General features: G+C 70.8%; 15 protein-coding genes. 6 read left to right on the forward strand and 9 right to left on the reverse strand.

Translation table 11 applies throughout. The annotated features are described in order from the left end of the window. The first annotated feature begins 32 nt into the window (after positions 1–32). Positions 33–1,376 carry an LLM class flavin-dependent oxidoreductase gene (locus OG788_RS43030; RefSeq protein ID WP_406376317.1) on the forward strand — a complete coding sequence of 448 codons (1,344 nt, stop codon included), beginning with the start codon at positions 33–35 and terminating at the stop codon, positions 1,374–1,376. Positions 1,377–1,455: 79 nt separating this feature from the next. Here the strand turns inward: OG788_RS43030 and OG788_RS43035 are convergent, their stop codons facing one another. The 3 genes from OG788_RS43035 to OG788_RS43045 form a co-directional block, all read right to left on the reverse strand. Beyond that, positions 1,456–1,914, reverse strand: coding sequence for an RrF2 family transcriptional regulator (locus tag OG788_RS43035; RefSeq protein ID WP_406376318.1), 459 nt, complete (start codon positions 1,912–1,914; stop codon positions 1,456–1,458). 150 nt (positions 1,915–2,064) lie between these two features. Further along, complete coding sequence (locus OG788_RS43040) at positions 2,065–3,294, reverse strand: acyl-CoA dehydrogenase family protein (RefSeq protein ID WP_406376319.1); 1,230 nt, start codon at positions 3,292–3,294, stop codon at positions 2,065–2,067. Between the two features lie 13 nt (positions 3,295–3,307). After that, entirely contained in the window at positions 3,308–3,877 is a 570-nt protein-coding gene (locus tag OG788_RS43045; RefSeq protein WP_406376320.1) for a winged helix-turn-helix domain-containing protein, read from the reverse strand. 832 nt (positions 3,878–4,709) lie between these two features. Between OG788_RS43045 and OG788_RS43050 the strand changes: the two genes are divergently transcribed. Both OG788_RS43050 and OG788_RS43055 read left to right on the forward strand, forming a co-directional pair. Continuing rightward, entirely contained in the window at positions 4,710–5,846 is a 1,137-nt protein-coding gene (locus OG788_RS43050; protein WP_406376321.1) for an LLM class flavin-dependent oxidoreductase, read from the forward strand. Between the two features lie 355 nt (positions 5,847–6,201). Next, positions 6,202–6,546: a hypothetical protein gene (locus tag OG788_RS43055; RefSeq protein ID WP_406376322.1), complete on the forward strand. Its 345-nt coding sequence runs from the start codon at positions 6,202–6,204 to the stop codon at positions 6,544–6,546. 257 nt (positions 6,547–6,803) lie between these two features. On the opposite strand, the gene OG788_RS43060 is transcribed toward OG788_RS43055, so the two are convergent. The 5 genes from OG788_RS43060 to OG788_RS43080 form a co-directional block, all read right to left on the reverse strand. Continuing rightward, positions 6,804–8,390 carry an alpha/beta fold hydrolase gene (locus tag OG788_RS43060; protein ID WP_406376994.1) on the reverse strand — a complete coding sequence of 529 codons (1,587 nt, stop codon included), beginning with the start codon at positions 8,388–8,390 and terminating at the stop codon, positions 6,804–6,806. Next, the gene (locus OG788_RS43065; protein ID WP_406376995.1) at positions 8,390–9,904 is read right to left on the reverse strand and encodes an alpha/beta fold hydrolase; all 1,515 of its coding nucleotides are present in this window, start codon (positions 9,902–9,904) and stop codon (positions 8,390–8,392) included. Before OG788_RS43065 ends, OG788_RS43060 begins: the two co-directional genes overlap by 1 nt. 343 nt (positions 9,905–10,247) lie before the next feature. Then, the gene (locus OG788_RS43070) at positions 10,248–10,730 is read right to left on the reverse strand and encodes a hypothetical protein (RefSeq protein WP_406376323.1); all 483 of its coding nucleotides are present in this window, start codon (positions 10,728–10,730) and stop codon (positions 10,248–10,250) included. A 231-nt stretch (positions 10,731–10,961) separates the two neighbouring features. Next, entirely contained in the window at positions 10,962–12,455 is a 1,494-nt protein-coding gene (locus OG788_RS43075) for an FG-GAP and VCBS repeat-containing protein (RefSeq protein WP_406376324.1), read from the reverse strand. Between the two features lie 164 nt (positions 12,456–12,619). Continuing rightward, positions 12,620–14,044 carry an FG-GAP-like repeat-containing protein gene (locus OG788_RS43080; RefSeq protein ID WP_406376325.1) on the reverse strand — a complete coding sequence of 475 codons (1,425 nt, stop codon included), beginning with the start codon at positions 14,042–14,044 and terminating at the stop codon, positions 12,620–12,622. A 420-nt stretch (positions 14,045–14,464) separates the two neighbouring features. Between OG788_RS43080 and OG788_RS43085 the strand changes: the two genes are divergently transcribed. Continuing rightward, the gene (locus tag OG788_RS43085) at positions 14,465–15,694 is read left to right on the forward strand and encodes a glycosyltransferase family 4 protein (RefSeq protein WP_406376326.1); all 1,230 of its coding nucleotides are present in this window, start codon (positions 14,465–14,467) and stop codon (positions 15,692–15,694) included. 72 nt (positions 15,695–15,766) lie between these two features. Next, a complete protein-coding gene (locus OG788_RS43090) occupies positions 15,767–16,570 on the forward strand; it encodes a HEAT repeat domain-containing protein (RefSeq protein ID WP_406376328.1) in 804 nt (267 codons plus the stop codon). 126 nt (positions 16,571–16,696) lie between these two features. Here OG788_RS43090 and OG788_RS43095 read toward each other — a convergent pair whose 3' ends face one another. Next, on the reverse strand, positions 16,697–16,822 hold the full coding sequence (locus OG788_RS43095; RefSeq protein ID WP_406376329.1) for a hypothetical protein: 126 nt from the start codon (positions 16,820–16,822) through the stop codon (positions 16,697–16,699). Between the two features lie 324 nt (positions 16,823–17,146). Between OG788_RS43095 and OG788_RS43100 the strand changes: the two genes are divergently transcribed. Next, a complete protein-coding gene (locus OG788_RS43100; RefSeq protein WP_406376330.1) occupies positions 17,147–18,649 on the forward strand; it encodes a SulP family inorganic anion transporter in 1,503 nt (500 codons plus the stop codon). The last annotated feature ends 106 nt before the right edge of the window (positions 18,650–18,755 follow it).

The raw sequence follows: 18,755 nt of genomic DNA on the forward strand, positions 1-18,755 counted from the left end.
TCGGCACACCACGAACGGACTGGAGAGCAGTCGTGAGCGATCAGACAAGACGCCGGCTCCACCTCAACGCCTTCCTCATGGAGGCCGGACACCACGAGGCGGCGTGGCGGCTCCCGCACAGCAACCCGCGGGCGGACTTCGACCTGCGGCACTGGATCGAGCTGGCACAGCTGGCGGAGAGCGCCAAGTTCGACTCGTTGTTCCTCGCGGACGGCCCGGCCATCGTCGGCACGGGCGAGTTCCGGCCTCCGGGCCAGCTCGAACCGCTCACCCTGCTGACCGCGCTGTCACAGGCGACCAGCAGGATCGGACTCATCGCGACCGTGTCGTCGACGTACAACGAGCCCTACAACCTCGCCCGTCGCCTCGCATCGGTCGACCATGTCAGCGGCGGCCGGGCCGGATGGAACATCGTCACCTCGGCGGGCGCCGACGAGGCGGCCAACTTCGGCCTCGTCGACCGTCCCGACCACGCCGAGCGGTACGCCCGGGCCGACGAGTTCCTGCACATCGCCAAGGCACTGTGGGACAGCTGGGAGTCCGAGGCGGTCGTCGCCGACAAGACCACGGGGCGCTACGCCGACCCCGCTCGGCTCCACAGGCTCGACCACCGGGGCACGCGCTTCTCGGTGGCCGGTCCGCTCAACGTCGAGCGTCCGCCGCAGGGTCACCCCCTGCTCGTGCAGGCCGGCTCCTCCGAGGACGGCAAGGACTTCGCGGCACGGCACGCCGAGGCGATCTTCACCGCCCATCAGACGTACGAGCGCGCAGCCGACTTCTACGCCGACATCAAGTCCAGGACCAGGGCCGCGGGGCGTGACCCGGACGGCGTGATCGTACTGCCGGGCATCGTCCCGTACATCGGGTCGACCGAGGCGGAAGCTCGGGCGCTGTCGCGGCAGTTCGACGAGCTCCGCGTTCCGGAGTACGGGCTGCGCCGGCTGGCCGCGGTCTTCGAGACGGAACCGTCGGTGTTCGAACTCGACGGGCCGCTGCCCGACTTCATCCTCGCGAGGCCGAAGCTGGAGGGCTCGCAGAGCCGCTCCGACCTGATCATCGAACTCGCCGTACGCGAGAAGCTGACGGTCCGCCGGATCATCTCGCGGCTCGGCGGCGGCCGCGGCCACTTCGAGTTCATCGGCACGCCCGAACAGGTGGCGGACACGATCGTCGCCTGGTTCGAGGGAGGTGCCGCGGACGGGTTCAACATCATGGCGCCGGCCCTGCCGTCCGGCCTGGAAAGCTTCATCGAGCACGTCCTGCCGATCCTTCGCGGCAAGGGCCTGTTCCGTGAGGAGTACGAAGGGTCGACCCTTCGCGAGCACTACGGGCTGCCGGTGCCGGCCAACCAGTTCCGCGCGGAAGGGCCCGTATGACCGGTGACTGACGACGGGCCGCCGGCTCCGCTCGCCCAGAGGTTCGGCACGCGCACGCTCACCGTGCGGCCCCATGGCGTCAGGGGTTCGCCCAGGCGCCTGGGGTGTCGGTCAACGCGGATACGTCGGGAGGCAGTTGGGCCGATGCGACGTCGGCGAGCGACACGCCCTCGAGGATCTCGCGCACGTTGGACCGCAGCGCGATCCACAGGGGGAGCAGCGACTGGGCCGGGCCGGTGTAGGAGAGGTCCGGGGGGCGGACCCCTCGCACCGAGACGAGCGGTCCGTCGACGGTGCGTATGACGTCGGCGATGCTGATGGACTCGGCGGGCTTGGCCAGTCGGTAGCCGCCGTTGCCGCCGCGCTGGCTGAGCACGAGACCGCCCCGGCGCATGTCGTTCAGGATGCCTTCGAGGAATTTGTGGGGGATGTCCTGGGCGTCGGCGATCGCCTCGGCCTTCAACGGCCCGTCATCCTGTGACGCGGCGAGCTGCAGTGCGGCACGTACCGCGTAGTCCGCCCTGGCTGAAATCCGCATGTGCGCATTATCCCGTACGGTTCGGTCGGTCTCCATCGCGGGCGGGCCCGGCCGGGGGCGCGGGTCCCCGCCCCTGCCCGACGGTCCGGTTGCTGAGACCTCTGCGCGGCGCCCCACGGACCCTGGGCAGGACGGGCAGGAAGCCCCAGGTCAGACAGGCAGGACGAACGGAGGGTGCGCGCCGTTGAGGAAGTGGTCCCCGACGTCGCGGAGCCGGTGGGCGACGGGCTCGTACAGGGTATGGGTCCGCGCATTGCGCCAGAAACGGTCGAAGCCCAGCCGGGAGGATGCCGAGCGGGCGCCGACGATGTCGAGGACGCGGGCTGTGGACTCCTGCGCGGCCCGGGAAGCGGCGGCCTCGGCCATGGTCACGAGGACAGAGATCTCCGCGTACTCGTCGTAGGAGAGGTCTTCACCGCGTGCCAGCCCGCCGTGCACGGCTTCCACAGCCTGTTCGGTGAGTGCGGAGGCGGAGCGGGCGAGGACGATGAGCTCTCCGTAGACGGCCAGCACTTGCGGGTCCTGGGGCGAGCCGACGGGCCAGGCGGGATGCCAGGGTGAGTGGCCCGCTCTGCTGTACTCACGTGCTTCGGCGAGCACTCCTTCGGCCATGCCGAGAAGGATCTGGACGGAGAGGAGACGTCCGACCGGTGATGTGAGAGCGGCCGATGGTGACAGGACATCCTCGTCCACGGAGAGCGAGCCGACTACGTTGTCGGCGGAGACCGGTACGGCGTCGAACTCCACGCTTCCGCCGGCCGCGAGCCGCTGGCCGAAGGTATCCGTGTCGCCGTCGATCCGTACGCCGTGATGGGCGGGATCGACGACCACGGCGAAGGGCTCGCCGGTGTCGACCCGCTCGGCCCGCACGGCGAGGCGGTCGGCGACGAGTAATCCCGTGGCGTAGCTCTGCCGACCGTCCAGCACATAGCCATCGGCCTTCCTGGCCAGGGTCAGAGGCAGTTCCTGACGGGCGAAACCGCCACCCCAGCACAACTGGTCCGCCACGGACGGCCGTTCGGCGCGAGCGGCAGGGGTGAACTCGGTGAGGAACCGGGCGCTCCACGACAGGAAGTAGTGACAGCCGAGCAGTTGACCGATCGCGCCGTCGGCCGCGGAGATCTCCCGCACGACGGCGTAGGCCGTGGGCCAGTCCGCGCCGCCTCCCCCCGCTTCGGCCGGTACGAGGAGCGTGAACAGCCCTGCCTCACGCAGGCGGGACACTTCGTCGAACGGGGTCTTGCCCGCCTGCTCCCTGGCCACCGCGTCCGTGGCCAGGTCGTCCGCCGTTTCGCGGGCCGCGCGCAGCCAGTGCACACGGTCGGGTCCGGTCCGGACGGATTCCGCGGTGGGCCCGGACGGCGCGGTGGCAACGCCCATGGTGGTGGTCTCCTCAAGTTCGGCGGCAAGGAGCGGTGTCGGTGCTCTCCTGCTGGTCGGGCACGTACTTGTAGCCCACGCTCCGTACGGTGACGATCCCGCGCCGGTGGACCTTGCCCAGCTTGTGACGCAGCCGCGCGATGTGGACATCCACGGTGCGGCCGTCGCCGATGTGGTCGTAGCCCCAGACGACGGCCATCAACTGCTCGCGCGAGTGCACTTGGTGGGGGTGCAGGACGAGATGGGCCAGCAGCCCGAACTCCAGGTATGTGAGGTCGAGTTCGCGTCCGTCCAGTGCTGCGACACGCTGCTCCGCATCGATGCGGAGGGCGCCGTGTCCCGTCCGCCGCAAGGAAGGTGAGTCCGTGGAGGCGAGCGGACGGATCTCCGGCCGCGGCACGTTCTCGGCGAAGAGCGTGGCGGGATCGGTGCCCTCGGGGACGAACACGAGGTAGCCGACGAGGCGTGGGGAGTTGTGCTCCGGGGTGCCGCTCGGCGCCGCGTCGTCCACGAGATGGAGCCGGCGCGTGCCGGGGAGCGCTGGATCCGCGGAAGTGGTCTGGGCCGGAAGTGCCGTGGTCATGGCGGTTGCCCTTCGGAAGTGCGTCGGGTCGTCAGGCGCAGGGGGTGGTGCGCCTGATCACCAGGGTTGAGAGAGAAGGAGCGGGGTGGGACGCGCGGTGTGTGTGGCGCGTGCCTTAGACGCGACAGCAGGCGGCGCTGACGACGTGACCAAAGTCGACATGCCGACGACGAACGAGTCGTTGCTGCGTATGGGTCATGTGCATCATCCTGCGCACCCGTTGGACGGGCGGTCAATGCTTTCCTAGTAAATCGATAGGAAAAGTAGGGAACATGGCACCGCGGCGGGCACACCCGTCGCCGTAGGCCGACGCCCGCGGGCGGCAGGTCGTGCCCGTCCAAGCGGCCGGGACGCAGGTCGACCACGTGCCGCTACGGCTGAAGGGTCCAGTATCCGGGCCACAGTTGACGGGGGAGCGAGATGTACTGCTGAATTGGCCGTATGAATGCCGAGCAGCGCCTGGTCACCCGCGACCACATCGACTTCGGTCGGGTGTGGTCCGCCGCGTGTTGCACCTGATCCGGCAGCGGGCCGTCTGAACGGTCCCGCCTCCCTCGGTGACCCCGTAGCGGGCCGAGTCCTCCCGTCGCCCCACCGTCGTAGCCATGCGCTGAAAACCTGCCGAACCCGTGCATGGACGGTTCAGCGACGCCTGACACCGGCCGCCGCCGACATCACCCGAGGCCCGTACCCCGGCGTCGTCACGCCTGCTCACCCATGTGGATCCATTGCCCCTGAAGCGCCGTCACACCCCGCCGCACCGAGGGCCGCTCCGCCGTGCCCACGCGCCGCCGACGGCGGTCCCGCAGGACTTGAGGAAAGGCCATCTCCCATGCCAGTGGAGTTCCTTGGCATCGCAGCCACCAACAACGGCTCCGAAACCACCCCGCGCTCCGGCGCCGCCTTCGACAAGGAGTACACGCTCCGGCTCGCCCGGGCGCACGAGGACCACGGCTGGGACCGGGTGCTGTTCGCCTACGGTTCCGGATCGCCGGATCCCGCGCCCGCCGCCGCCTACATCGCGAGCAGGCTGGACCGCCTCCAGATCCTGCTCGCCCACCGGCCCAACGTCTCGTACCCGACCTTCGCCGCGAAGACCTTCGCCACCCTCGACCAGATCAGCGAGGGCCGGCTGGCCGTGCATTTCATCACCGGTGGCAACGACCACGAACAGGGCCGCGAGGGCGACACCCTCACCAAGGACGAACGCTACGCCCGCACGCGTGAGTACATCCAGATCGTCAAGAAGATCTGGACCACCCACGAGCCCTTCGACCACGAGGGGGAGCACTACCGGTTCGAGGACTTCGTCAGCGACGTCTTTCCGGTCCAGCATCCCCGTCCGAACGTGTCGTTCGGTGGCTCGTCACCTGCCGCGTACGCCGCTGGGGGCGCCGAGGCCGACATCTACTGCCTGTGGGGCGAGCCCCTGGAGAAGACCGCCGAGCAGATCGAGGCGGTGAAGGCCGCCGCCAAGGCGGCCGGTCGCACCGACGTGCCGCGCATCCAGGCCGCGTTCCGCCCGATCATCGCCCCGACCGAGGAACTGGCCTGGGAGAAGGCGCACCGCACGGTCGGCGCGATCAAGGCCCGCAAGGAGAAGGGCGATCCGGTCACCAAGCGCCGCAACGGCCAGGGCCAGCCGCAGAACTCCGGCTCGCAGCGGCTGATCGCCATAGCGGAGGCGGGGGAGCGCTACGACCGCGCCCTGTGGACGCCGACCGCCGCCGCGACCGGTGGCGCGGGCAACTCCAACGCCTTGGTCGGAACCCCCGAAACGGTCGCCCAGGCCCTGCTGGACTACTACGACCTCGGTGTCGACATCCTCTCCGCCCGCGGCTACGACCTGCTGGGTGACGCGATCGACTTCGGCCGGTACGTGATCCCGATCGTCCGCGAGGAGGTCGCCAAGCGCGACGCCGAGCGAGCGGCGCGTGGCACGCAGAGTCTCGCGGCGGTGCACGGATGACGCCGGTCGCGCAACCACCGCTGCCCCGGCCGAGCTGACGGGCATTCAGGATGGCGCTCTACTTGAACAGCACCTTGAGAAGCACAGGATCATGATCGAACGTTTCGCTCACTGGCGTGCCGAACGCGGCGCGCAGTCGGCGCCGGCGGCGGTGGAGGCATGAAAGGTGACACGACGGTGACGTGCCGATAGGGCGTGGGGACAACGGCGCGACGAACGGGGTTGTGCAGGCGCCAAGTTGAGTCCATTGGCTGAGGACGAAACCCTTTCCGTGTCGATCGACGGCCGACGCGCGGTACGTTCGTCTCATGGGCTGGGGGATCTCGTTACCGCGGTTGTCGGAGTACTGGTCGGCGTGGTGGCCACGGAGGGCGTTCACTCCTGGCGGTCCCGGAAGGAGAACCCCGCCATCCGCTTGCTGGTGCGGCACAACGCCGCGCCGGGCGAATACGGGCTGGCCAACGGCGGATACGCGAATGCGTACCGCGTGGGCATCTCGGTCGGCTGGGCCACGCCGAGGGGGCACTTTCGGCCCTTCCGCCATATCCGGCAGTGGAACGAGGTACCCGCCGGGGCTGAACTGCACTTCCAGGTGCCGTCCGAGGACAGCCGCGGCGACGGAGTCGTCCTCTGCGTCGCCTGGCGGGAAGGGCCCGACCCCCTGAGTCGACGCAGGATGCAGCTCTGGCCTCTGGCTTGAGGTGCGTGACCCGAGTGGGCCGGGACTGCCACTCCTCGGCAGGGAGCTCCAAGTCGCGACGTCTCCGGAGCGGAACTCCGCTCCGGAGACGTCGGGTCGAGCGACATCGGCAGGGTGGCGCGGGCTTCGGCGGCGCGTTCCCTACAGCCTGACCGGCCGCCAGACCACCTGACCGACAGGACCACGTGGCTTGCGAGGCCACCCGGCCCACCCGGCCTGTAAGACCACCCGGCCCGTGAGGGCGACTGCCCCCAGTCCTACGGCGCGATCTCGAACTCGGGCGGCTGGAGACCCGCGAGGCATTCCGTGTTCGGCGAGGTCGGCCTGTCGAAGAACGAGGCGGTGATCGCTTGCGCGCACGGCGACTCGGCGAAGGCGACATGGGCGACGTAGGGGACCGTCACGACGGTGGACCGGCTCAGCGTACGAGCGACGTAGGCGCCGTTGCTCGGCGCGGTCTGGGCGTCGAACCCGCCGGACATGACGAGGGTCGGGATGTTGCTTCGCGTCACGTCACGCACCGAGCGCGGTGCGGCCGGGACGTCCCAGGCGCGGCAGTCCGCGTGGAGGAACGGGAGTTGGGGTGCGTTGGCGAGCACCGAGCGGGGGAAGGAGGGGAATGCGCGCCGCCCTCCCCGGATCACATCGGCTTCGCTCTCGAAGGGTGTCCACTCGCGGCAGAAGACGCCGTAGGCGAGCCCGTGGGCAACCCTGCCCATGGCCTGCGGACTGAGTTTGCCCCCCGCCCACTGCTCGGCGATGCGCTGCGGGTTGCCGTGGGCCAACTCGTCGATGGAGCGGGGTACTCCGGCCGCCACATGGGTGGCGGAGGTCAGCCAGTTCACCAGGACCCCGCCGTCCAGCACGACCTTGACCGGCGCCGGTTGGCCCGGGATCGTGACGCGGGTGGTGAGCGGGCGGGCTTCGAGCTGACGGACGAGGCGCTCGAAGGTGTCCGACAGGTTCGGGTACCGGCCGTTGCAGGCGGGCTGTTCGGCGCAGGCCTTGAACAGGCCGTCGAAGCCCTGCCGTGCGGCGCTCCAGGTCACGGCTCCGCCTGCCAGGGACGGCGGCAGGACGCCGTCGATGCCGACCGACCGGATGCCCTTGGGGTGGTCGCGCAGGTAGATGAGAGCCAGGTCGGTGCCGTAGGAGATACCGAATACGTTCCACCGCTCGATGCCCAGCGCGACGCGCAGGTCGGCGTAGTCGGTGGCGCTCTCGGTGCTGTCGTAGGCGCTGAGGTCGCCGCGGCTCGCCGACTGCTCGCGGCAGACCCGCGTCGCCCTGACGTGCAGACGCCCGGTGGACGGCGCACCGTAGACGAGGCCGACGGCGCGTGCGTTGAACGCGTCGACGTTCGGACAGGTGAGCGTCGGGTCGGCCGAGTAGGTCCCCCGCTGGGACATGAAGATGACGTCCCGGTCGCGGTTCAGGCCGCCGTCGATCGCCAGCTGGGCCTCGGAGACCGCGTCGTCGCCGGGCCCGCCGGCGAGCCACACGATCGGGTCGCGCGCCGGTCTCCTCGTCGCGGCCGCAACGATCGCGACTCCGAGGGTGATCTTCCGTCCCTTGTGGCGGGAGCGGTTCTCGGGCACGGTGAGCGTCCCGCAGCGGGCCCCTTGGAGAGCGGGGATCGGGTCCGCCGTCCTCGGACAGGGCCCTGGCACGAAGCGGGCGTCGCCCACCGTTCGTGCGACGGTGCCGAGGGGCGCCGCGGGGCTGCCTTCGGCTCGCGCGGGTGTCACGGCGAGGCCGAGGACGAGGACACCGGCCGTGGCTCCGGCCAACGCGGCGGGGAGTCGTCGCACGGTGCGACGGTGGTGGGGCGGGCGGATGGACATCATGCGCTCTCCGGGGTGATGGTGAACGGTCTCGGTTCGAGCCCTGCCACACAGGCGGTGTCGGGCGAGGTCGGATGTGTGAGGAAGGAGGCCAGGACGCTTTCCGCGCAGGGCGACTGGGGGACCACCCAGTGGCCGATGCCGGGAATCCGCACGGCGGTCGAGCGGGGCAGCGTTCGGCCCGCGTACGGCCCCCAGCGCGCTCCGGTCTTCGCGTCGAAGGTCCCGGAGACGATGAGCGTCGGCACCTTGCTGAAGGTCGCCACCCGCTGGACGGGGGTGCGGTCCGGGACGTTCCAGACGCGGCAGGCGTCGTGCTGGAAGGGGAGCTGCGGTGCCTGGGCCAGGACCGTGTCCGGCCACCCGGGGAAGGCCCGGCGGCCCGCCTTCAGCAGGTCGGACCGCGAAAAGCCCGGCACCCACTCGCTGCAGGCCACCGACTGCGTCAGGCCGTGGGCGAACTCACCGATGACGGGATTCGCGCCGGCGGCGCGGGCCTGCGCGAAGCGGTCAGGATGTCCGTGGGCCAGTTCGTCGAGGGCCGCGGGGACGTCGACGGCCGGGACCGCGTTGGCGACCAGCAGGTTCACCAGCGCGCCTCCGTCGAGGACGACCTTCACCGGGTCTCCGCCGCCCGGCGGCGGTGTCGTCACCGTGAGGGGGTGCGCCTCCAGTCGCCGGATCTGTCGCGTCAGCGTGCGCGGGAGATCGGGGTAGCGGCTCTTGCACGCGGGCTGGGCCGCGCACGCCGCGAAGATCGCGCCGATCCCCTCCTGGGCACTGTCCCAGGTCCAGGGCAGGCTCACGATCTGCGGAGGGACGACGGAGTCGATGGCCACCGAGCGGATCCCCTGGGGGTGCCGGCGCAGGTAGGTGAGGGCCAGGTCGGTGCCGTAGGAGTACCCGTAGACGTTCCACCGGGGGATGTCGAGCGCCTTCCGCAGGTCGGCGAAGTCGGCTGCGTTCTCCGTGGTGTTGTAGGCACTCACCTCGATTCCGTCGGCCGTCAGACGGTCCCGGCACTGCTTCGTCGCGCGCACCAGACGACGCCCGGTCGACGGCGCGTCGTAAGGCAGCCCCACGGCGTCCGCGTAGAACCGGTCGATCTCCGGGCAGGCGAGGTTCGGCTGCGCATAGAGCGTTCCGCGCTGGGTCATGACGATCAGATCGCGGTCCCGGTTCACACCGGCGCCGATCAGGAAGGGAACATCCCCCATCACGTCGCCACCGGGACCCCCGGACATGAACACCACCGGGTCCCCGGCCGGTCGCGCCGACGCGGCGGGGATGATCGCGACGGCCAGCCGGATGGTCCGCCCTCGCCGGTGGGCGCGGTTCTCGGGCACCTCCAGGACCCCGCATCGCCCGGGGACCGGCTCGGGCGTCTTCGGGCAAGGACCGGGCACGAACCGCGCCGGAGGTTTCGACAGGGGCGCGCCGACGGGTGACACGGCACCGTTCGGTGCCGCGCCCGCCGTTCCGAGGAAGGCCAGACCGGCCGCGACGAGCGCCATGGTGGTGCGCGCGCCCCGGGAGCGCCGCTGTGCGTACCGGTGTTGCACCCTTCTTCGTACGATCCCGCCGTTCCCGCGAACGGACGGCAGGCAACCCGGACTGAGGCCCTGTTCCGTCATGTGATCCCGTCTCTCTGACGTCCCCGGCCTCTCTCACCGGGACGACGCCGCGTGGCTCCGCCCGCCGCCACATGATCGGGGCGGGCACTGCGTACGCCAGCCTGAGTCGGTGGGGAGACGTCCACCACTCGTGGGCTCCACTTGGCCGTCGGCATCACCCCGGGGCAGCCCCCGCTGTGCCGCGCAGCCGCTTGGCCGCTCCGTGTGCCGCGACCGACGTGGGTCAGCGGGTCGGGAACGCGGCCAGAGCGAGATCCCACTGGTCGGCCGCGCGAAGCAGCGCGGCTGTGTCCACGCGCACTTCCACGAAGTACTGGTAGATGCCGGCCCTGTTCTCACCTTGCTGCCATGGAGGCCTCGCCTCCAGCGACAGGTGGAGGCGAATCACCGCCTCCGTCTCGCTTCGGTCGGCGAGGCTGAAGGCCAGGACCGGTTCGTCGAACCACGTGTCCGGGGAGAAGTAGCCTTCGGCGTCAGGCAGGGTTACCGGCATCGTCCCCGCGGCCACCGCGCGCAGCCAGGCTGTGACCTGGTGGGCTTCGTGGGTCAGCAGAGAGGGATCGGTGAAGGACCAGGTGCCCTCGGGAGTCGTCACCGTGCCGCCGACGACCAGCCAGTTGTCGTCATAGCGGTTGCCCCGGGCCGTGGCGAACTCATAGCGCAGCGGACGGAGTTCGACTCCGCTTGCCTGATCACTCAATCGCACGGTCGCAGGATGTCATGGGCCTTCCCGCAGCGGCACGACGTGGGCCGACCATCAGGGCGACGCCGTCGGCGGGCGGCGGTGGCGTGACCTCGGCGGCGTGCTCCCGCCCGTCGGCGCCACGGGAGGGCAGGGGGATACCCCGCTCGCCCGTGGCGGCGACGGCGGCGACGGCTGTGACGGCTGTGAAGGCGACGGCCGAAACGGCGACGGCCCGCACCGACCGCTGAACCCTCAGTCGCGTCCCAGCACCAGCCCGTACCCCAGCGCACTCGTCGACGACGGCAGGCCCAGGCTCTTCGGCGTCAGGGCACGGGAGCCCGTCGCCGTGGTCCCCTGCGAGGTCCCGGGGAGGAGCCAGACGCCCCCCGTCGCCGCGTTCTCGCCGGGAGCACCCGTCGTGAGGTCCGCGTGGCCGTCGGCGTCGTAGTCCTGGAGCCCGACCGAGGCCCCGAAATGGTCACCCTTCTCCGCGGTGCCCTGGACGCCGGCCGTGCTCTGGCTGAAGGCGAGGCTCGCCGCCGTGCCGCCCGACGACAGCAGGCCGGTGCCGGAGCCGCGCACGAGGAGCACCGAGCCCGCCTCCTGCCGCGTGCCGATCGCCTCGTACGGGTCGCCGACGGCGAGGTCCGCGTATCCGTCGCCGTCGATGTCGGCGGCGGCGAGGGAGACACCCAGACGGTCCTCGGACTCGGCGGTTCCGGCGATGCCCGGGGTGTCCTGGTGGATGTCGTGGGTGCGGGCGCCGAATGCGCCGGACTTGGAGCCGTAGGCGATGTGCACCAGTCCGCCCGTGAACACCTCGGCGCGGCCCGTCGCGTAGTTCGCGCAGTCCGGCTCGTCCGCCTCGTAGTTCGGGTAGCAGGCGCCGAGCGCCAGATCGTCGGTACCGTCCCCGTCGAAGTCTCCGGCGGCGAGGGCGGTGGCGGAGGCCGTGGTGCTCCACAGCCGCACCGGAGCGCCCTCCTGCCAGCGGTAGACCCCGGTGAATCGGTTCTCCGTCGCGGAGATCGAGAGTGCCAGGTCGTCGTCGCCGTCTCCGTCGAAGTCACCGGTGGCGAGGCTGGGCTGACGGCCGAAGTCCTGCTCGACCATGTCCCCGGTCAGGGTGTCCGGGGACGGGGCGGTGAGCGGGCCGGGCCGAAGGACCACGCTGCTGTACTCCTCCCCCCTACGGCCGAGGGCGAGGTCCGTGAGACCGTCGCCGGTCAGGTCCGCGGCGGCGAGCACCGAGCCGATCCGGGAGAATTCGTCGACGCCCCGCGCGACCGTGTAGCCGTGGGTGAGCCCGGTAGCGGAACCCCGCAGCACGGTGACAGTGCCCTGTTCGGCCAGCGGGTCGGCGGAGAGGGACTCGCTGGAGACGCCCACGACCAGGTCGGCGAACCGGTCGCCGTCGACGTCCGCTGCGGTGACCGCGGAGCCGAAGAGGTCGCCCGCCTCGGGGGTGCCCGGCACCCCGGCCGTGGCCTGGCTGATCCGCACGGATCCGTGCCGGCCCGGGCCGTCGGGTCCGCCCCACAGAACCTGCACATATCCGGCCTGCGAGGCGGCACCGACCTGAGCGGAGGGCACGCCCACCGCCAGGTCCGGGTAGCCGTCGCCGTTGAAGTCCCCGCGTGGCGCGGTGGTCCCGGCCGGCCCCGCGGCAGCGGAGGTGGTGGGCGCGGTCAGACCCACCAGGGTCACCGCGCAGATCGCCGTCGCGGAAAGAAGCGTGTTTCGCATCGGTGTCCGGACTCCGTGTGTTGTCGGTTGCATGTCAGGGGTGCTTGCCGGAAGTGGTTCTTGTGGCGCTTCTCGGGGTGTTCGTGGGGACCCGCTGTTCCACGAGCGCGTCTTGGGACGGCTGCGGGTGCGAGCCCGGGTGCCAGGGCACCCGGGCAGGCGCGTCAGCGGCCGAAGGTGTCCGCGAACCTGCGTCCGTCGACGACGGGGTAGTCGAAGTCCGTCGCGTTGAAGGCTGTCGCGTACGTGCTCGTCAGGCCCGTGGTCGCGCCGCGCAGGACCCACGCCGCACCGTCGTCGTACCCGTTCGGCAGGACGTCCTCGCCGAACGCGCCGACCGCCAGATCCGCCCTGCCGTTGCCGTTGATGTCACGCAGCCGCAGCGAGGATCCGAAGTGGTCGCCCGCCTCGGCGGCGCCCGGCACACCCGGAGTGGCCTGGTGGAAGGACTGGGCACCGCTCGTGGTCAGGCCGCCCGAACCGCCCTTCAGGAAGACGACGTTGCCGACATTGTTGTGGCCGTCCACGTCCTCGTACGAGGCGCCGATCGCGACGTCCGCGCGGCCGTCACCGGTCGCGTCGCCCACCGCCACGGCCGCGCCGAAGTCGTCGAACGCCTCGTCGGTGCCGGGGACTCCCGCGCTGGCCTGGGTGTAGGTCGTGCCCGTGAGGGGGAGCCCGGCCGCTCTGCCATATCGGACGGTGAACGAACCACCCTGTGCGACCGCCGTGTTGCCGGTGACCAGGTCGTCGTATCCGTCGCCGTTGATGTCTCCGCCCGCAACGGCCGACGCCCAGGAGGCGCCTCCCGGGGTGGTGCCTTCGGCCAGCGCCGAGTAGTTGTACCCGAGGTCCCCGGGGCCGCCGCGCAGGACGCCGACGTAGGTGCTGGAGGCGCCGCTGTCGGCGGCCAGCTTCTTGCCGTGCAGCACGTAGTCGCTGCCGTCGGTGCCGGAGAAGTGACCTGCGACGACACCGTCCAGTTGCACGTTCTCGGGCAGGAAACCGACTTCCGGTGCCAGCGCGCCGTCCTGGGACGGTTTCCCGTCGGCGTACCACCAGAAGCTGTTGCCGCCCACGACGACCAGGTTGCCGGTCCCGTCGCCGTCGAGGTCGGCGAAAGCGGTGCCCTCGCCGAAGAAGTCGGCATCGGCCGTCGGGGCCGTGAGCACCATGCCGCCGGACGTGAACGGCTTCACCCCGCCCCACATGATGGTGACCGAGCCGCGCGGCTTGCCCGTGACCTCCTCGCGGGGCGCGCCGACGATCAGATCGGCGTAGCCGTCACCGTCGACGTCGCCGCTGGTGACGTTCTCACCGAACTTGTCCTCGGACTCCGAGACGCCGGGTACACCGGGCGTGTTCTGCGTGATGGTCATCGAGCGCGCGGGGCTGACACCGGAGGCCGAGCCGAGGAGGACGGTGACCGTGCCCCCGCTCGCCTTGGGGGTGCCGATCACCAGGTCGCGGTAGCCATCCCCGTTGAAGTCGTCCGGCAGCCCGGAGGGAGCCGCGACGGCGGCGGGGGAGCCGAGCCCCACGACGGCGAGGACGGCAGCCGTGGCGACGGCGAGAGTGCGTGCGTGCAAGGTGGTGCTCCCTGTCTGTGGAACCGACTCCGGCGCGGCTTCGGTGACGTACGACCCCTCGAGTGGACAAAGGGTTGTACGAGTGGGAAGAGAGGGTGAACATTCGCGCGGTCATGAAGCTTGGCCGGAGGTGTGGAGGACGGACGGACCGCCGCCCGGCGTCGCGCCCCCAGCCGCGGGACCGGGCCGAGGACCGTCTTCCCGGCGCCCTCGACCCATGGGTGTCGGCGATGAGTTTTGGCCATGCCGAGCCCCACCGGGCCGACGGCCAACAGACGTGTTCCGGGCTGGATTTGGTGCGCCGGGCGAGGGGCCACGCGCCGAGCGGCGCGAGAACGGACAGAAGCAGTTGAGGCAAATGGGGCAACCATGAGCCTTGGCCGGCCGTCTTCAACCGCGTAGTGAAAGGAGCCCCACTGAGTGAAAATCGTCTTCCTGATCCACAACGTCTACGGCATCGGCGGAACCATCCGCACCACGCTCAATCTCGCCTCGGCCCTCGCGGACCACCATGAGGTGACGATCGTCTCGATGCTGCGCCACCGCACCAAACCCCGGTTCACCATCGACAAGCGGGTGACCCTGTTACCGCTGGTCGACCACCGCAAGGACGCCGCCGACAAGGCCGATCCGCGGTCGCGTCAGCCGGCCGAGGCGTTCCCCTCTGCCGAGAAACGGCACGGTCAGTACAGCCGGCTCACCGACCTGCGGGCCGAGGAGTATCTGCGGACCTGCGACGCCGACGTGATCATCGGCACTCGTCCGGGCATCAATGTCTACCTGGCGCGATTCGCACCCCGCGAGGCGCTGCGCATCGCTCAGGAACACCTCACGCACGACACCCACGGCAAGCGGCTGCGCGGCCAACTCGCCCAGCACTACCGCGCCCTGGACGCCGTGATCACCACCACCGAAGCGGACGCCACCGCGTACCGCACCAGGATGCGCCTGCCCGGTGTGCACATCCAGGCCATTGCCAACAGCGTGCCCGAACCCGACGTACCGGCCACCCTCGGCGGAGCGAACGTCATAGCCGCGGCCGGGCGCCTGGTCCCCAGCAAACGGTTCGACCTGCTCATAGAGGCCTTCGCCAAGGTCGCCGCCGAGCGCCCGGACTGGGCCCTGCGTATCTATGGCACCGGCGCGGACAAGGAGCGGCTCCAAGAGCTCATCGACGACCGCGGTCTGGTGGGGCGGGCGACTCTGATGGGCGCGACCGCACGCATTGAGGCCGAGTTCGCCCAGGCGTCCATCGTGGCGAGCGCCTCCGACGCGGAGTCGTTCGGCATGACCCTGGTCGAGGCCATGCGCTGCGGAGTTCCCGTGGTCAGCACCGACTGCCCGCTCGGCCCGGCCGAAATAGTCCGCGACCGTGTCGACGGCCGACTGGTCCCCGTCGGTGACTCGGAGGCGCTCGCCGCGGCCCTGCTCGACCTCATCGACGACGAAGCCACCCGCCGTCGTATGGGCGACGCGGCGCGGGCCGCCTCCCGTCGCTTCGACCCGGTTCCCATCGCCAGGTCCTACGACGACCTGTTCACCGAGCTGGCCGGAACCCGCCGCTCCCGTGCCTGGCTGCGCAGACGCGGCTGGTTGCGCGCCCGCATCGGTCCCTTCGCGCGCCGACTGCTCCCCTCGCCCCGCCGCTGAACAGCGGCCACCCCACTCGCGTCGGCCCATGTCGCGTGCCGCGTCGCCGCGGATGCCCCTAGCATTCCGGGCATGGCGATGTTCGTGCATTTGATGTCGGCGGCGAACGCGCCGCGCGTCCGGAGGACCGGGATACGTGCGGACAGTCGTGGGCAGGGCGGTGCACGAGGCGTCTACTGCTTCCCGGTGCTGCCGTCTTACACCCTCACCCACCAGTGGGTGCGAGAACTGTCCCGGAGCGGCACCCGGGGCGGGCTGGTCGCCGTCCACGTGCGGCTGGACGACGCCCAGAGCGTGCTGGTCGGGCGCTACTCGGACCGGGCCCGGGATGCGCAGAGGTGCGTCACCGCGGCCGAGGCGGTGCGGCGCGTCGCGGCGCTCGAGGACCCGCGGGGATGGGAGGTGTTCGTGCCCCGGGCCATCCGGCCGCGCGAGTTGCACCGGATCCGTTCCGTGCCCCAGGTGGCGGGCTGGCGGTACTGGCCGGACGCGCACGGAGTGCGCCCCTGCACCTGCTACGGGTGCCGGGTGCGCGGCGAGTACGGATCGCGACGCCTGCGTGAGCGGCTGCCGCATCCGCTGGACGGCCCGCCCCCGCCGGTCCCGGTGCTGCTCGCCCGTGTCGCGGCGGCGGGTGACCCGGGCGACCCGGACGTGCTGAGCGACGCGCTGCACTGGTTCGGCATGCGGCGACGAGGTCCGGTGGCCCAACTGGCGCCTCTCGCCGCCCATCCCTACGCCGGCGTCCGGGAGAACCTGGTGTGGGCGGTCGGCCGCTGGACCACGCCCGGGGTCGCCGAGCTCCTGGACGTCCTCGCGGACGACCCGCACCCGGATGTCCGGGAGGCGGTGGAAACGGTCCGCGAGCCGGCGTGACGACAGCGGTCACCGACGGTGCGTCCGCACCGCTGCGCGTCCGACCCGCGGCCCCCTCCCGGAACGCGTCGACTAGGTGCGCCGTACGCGCCGAAGAGCGGGGCGGTACGCGCCCCACGCCGACGATCAGGAACGTCGAGAAGGAGCGGTGTGCTCCAGGCGGGAGCACAGGATGGAGGTGAAGTCGGCGCGGGTCAGCCGGACGCGCAGCCGGTCGACCTGCACGGCGCCGGCCCGCTCGTACGCGCGCACACGGGGTAGAGTTGCCGATCCTGAGGGACGGCGTGGTGCCGTCCTCAGCCCGCTGCCGTGTCGGGGCCGATGGCGCCCCCGGCGTAGATCCCGAACTGTGCAGGAGCCAAGCGTGCGCGTGTCCGTGCCGGCCGTCGCCGCCTGCCCGCCGTGATGCTTCGCCCCTGACGAAGCCCGGCCGCGTCCTGCGCCGCCGCTGCGTCGATCCCAGACCGTTGGCCCGACTGCCGGGCCGTCCGCGGGGGCCGGTCCGACCTTCCGCGCCCTTCCAGCACGCCCCGGTGGTCCGTGGGTCTGTGCCCGAGCACGTCAGGTTCCCCTTCTTTGTCTTCCTCCGTACTGTCTCCCGCCGCGCGACTGCGTGACCTGCGCCCCGACTGGATCTCCGATCCGAAGGTCTGGCGCACCGAGGTGCTTGCCGGCCTCGTGGTCGCCCTGGCCCTGATCCCCGAGGCGATCTCCTTCTCGATCATCGCCGGTGTCGATCCCGCGATCGGCCTGTTCGCCTCCTTCACCATGGCCGTCACCATCTCCGTCGTCGGCGGGCGCCGGGCCATGATCTCCGCCGCGACCGGTGCGGTTGCCCTGGTCATCGGGCCGCTGAACCGTGAGCACGGTTTCGGGTACCTGGTCGCCGCCGTCATCCTGGCCGGTGTCATCCAGATCCTTCTCGGTGCGCTCGGCGTCGCGAAGCTGATGCGGTTCGTGCCCCGCAGCGTGATGGTCGGCTTCGTCAACGCTCTCGCCATCCTGATCTTCATGGCCCAGGTCCCCGAGATGCACGACGTCCCGTGGCCGGTCTACCCGCTCATCATCGGCGGCCTCGCCCTGATGGTGTTCTTCCCGAAGATCACCAAGGTGATCCCGGCCCCGCTCGTCTCCATCGTCATCCTCACCGCCGTCACCGTCGCCGCGGGAATCTCGGTGCCGACGGTCGGAGACAAGGGCGAGCTGCCCTCCTCGCTGCCCGTGCCCGGCCTGCCGGACGTGCCGTTCACGATGGACACCCTGACCACCGTCGCCCCCTACGCGTTCGCGATGGCGCTGGTCGGTCTGATGGAGTCGCTGATGACGGCCAAGCTGGTCGACGACATCACGGACACGCACTCCTCCAAAACCCGCGAGTCCATCGGCCAGGGCATCGCCAACATCGTCACCGGCTTCTTCGGCGGCATGGGGGGCTGCGCCATGATCGGCCAGACGATGATCAACGTGAAGGTCTCCGGCGCCCGCACCCGGCTGTCCACCTTCCTGGCCGGTTCTTTGCTGATGGTGCTGTGCATCGTCTTCGGCCCGATCGTGTCCGACATCCCGATGGCCGCCCTGGTCGCCGTCATGGTGATGGTGTGCTTCGCGACCTTCGACTGGCACTCCATCGCCCCCAAGACCCTCAAGCGGATGCCGGTCGGCGAGATCACCGTCATGGTCGTCACGGTCGCCTGTGTGGTCGCCACCAGCAACCTCGCCATCGGGGTCGTCGTCGGCTCCGTCACCGCCATGGTCATCTTCGCCAGGCGCGTAGCCCACCTCGCCGACGTCACAGCCGTCACCGACCCCGACGGCACCACGGTGGTCTACTCCCTGACGGGGGCGCTCTTCTTCGCCTCGTCGAACGACCTCGTCAGCCGGTTCGACTACGCGGGCGACCCGGACAAGGTCGTCATCGACCTCACTGCCGCCCACATCTGGGACGCCTCGTCGGTGGCCGCACTCGACGCCATCGAGTCCAAGTACGAGCAGCGTGGAAAGACGGTCGAGATCGTCGGCCTGAACGTTCCCAGCGCGAACCTGCACAGCAGGCTCACCGGCGAACTCACCAGCCACTGAACCCCGTCTCGCGAACCACGAAGGACCTCGGCCGCCGGCCGAGGTCCTTCTCCGTTGCCACGGGCATTCCCGAGCCGGACGACGAACCGTCGACGGCGCCGCGCGT

It is taken from the genome of Streptomyces sp. NBC_00647 (assembly GCF_045207245.1).
Lineage (GTDB): Bacteria > Actinomycetota > Actinomycetes > Streptomycetales > Streptomycetaceae > Streptomyces.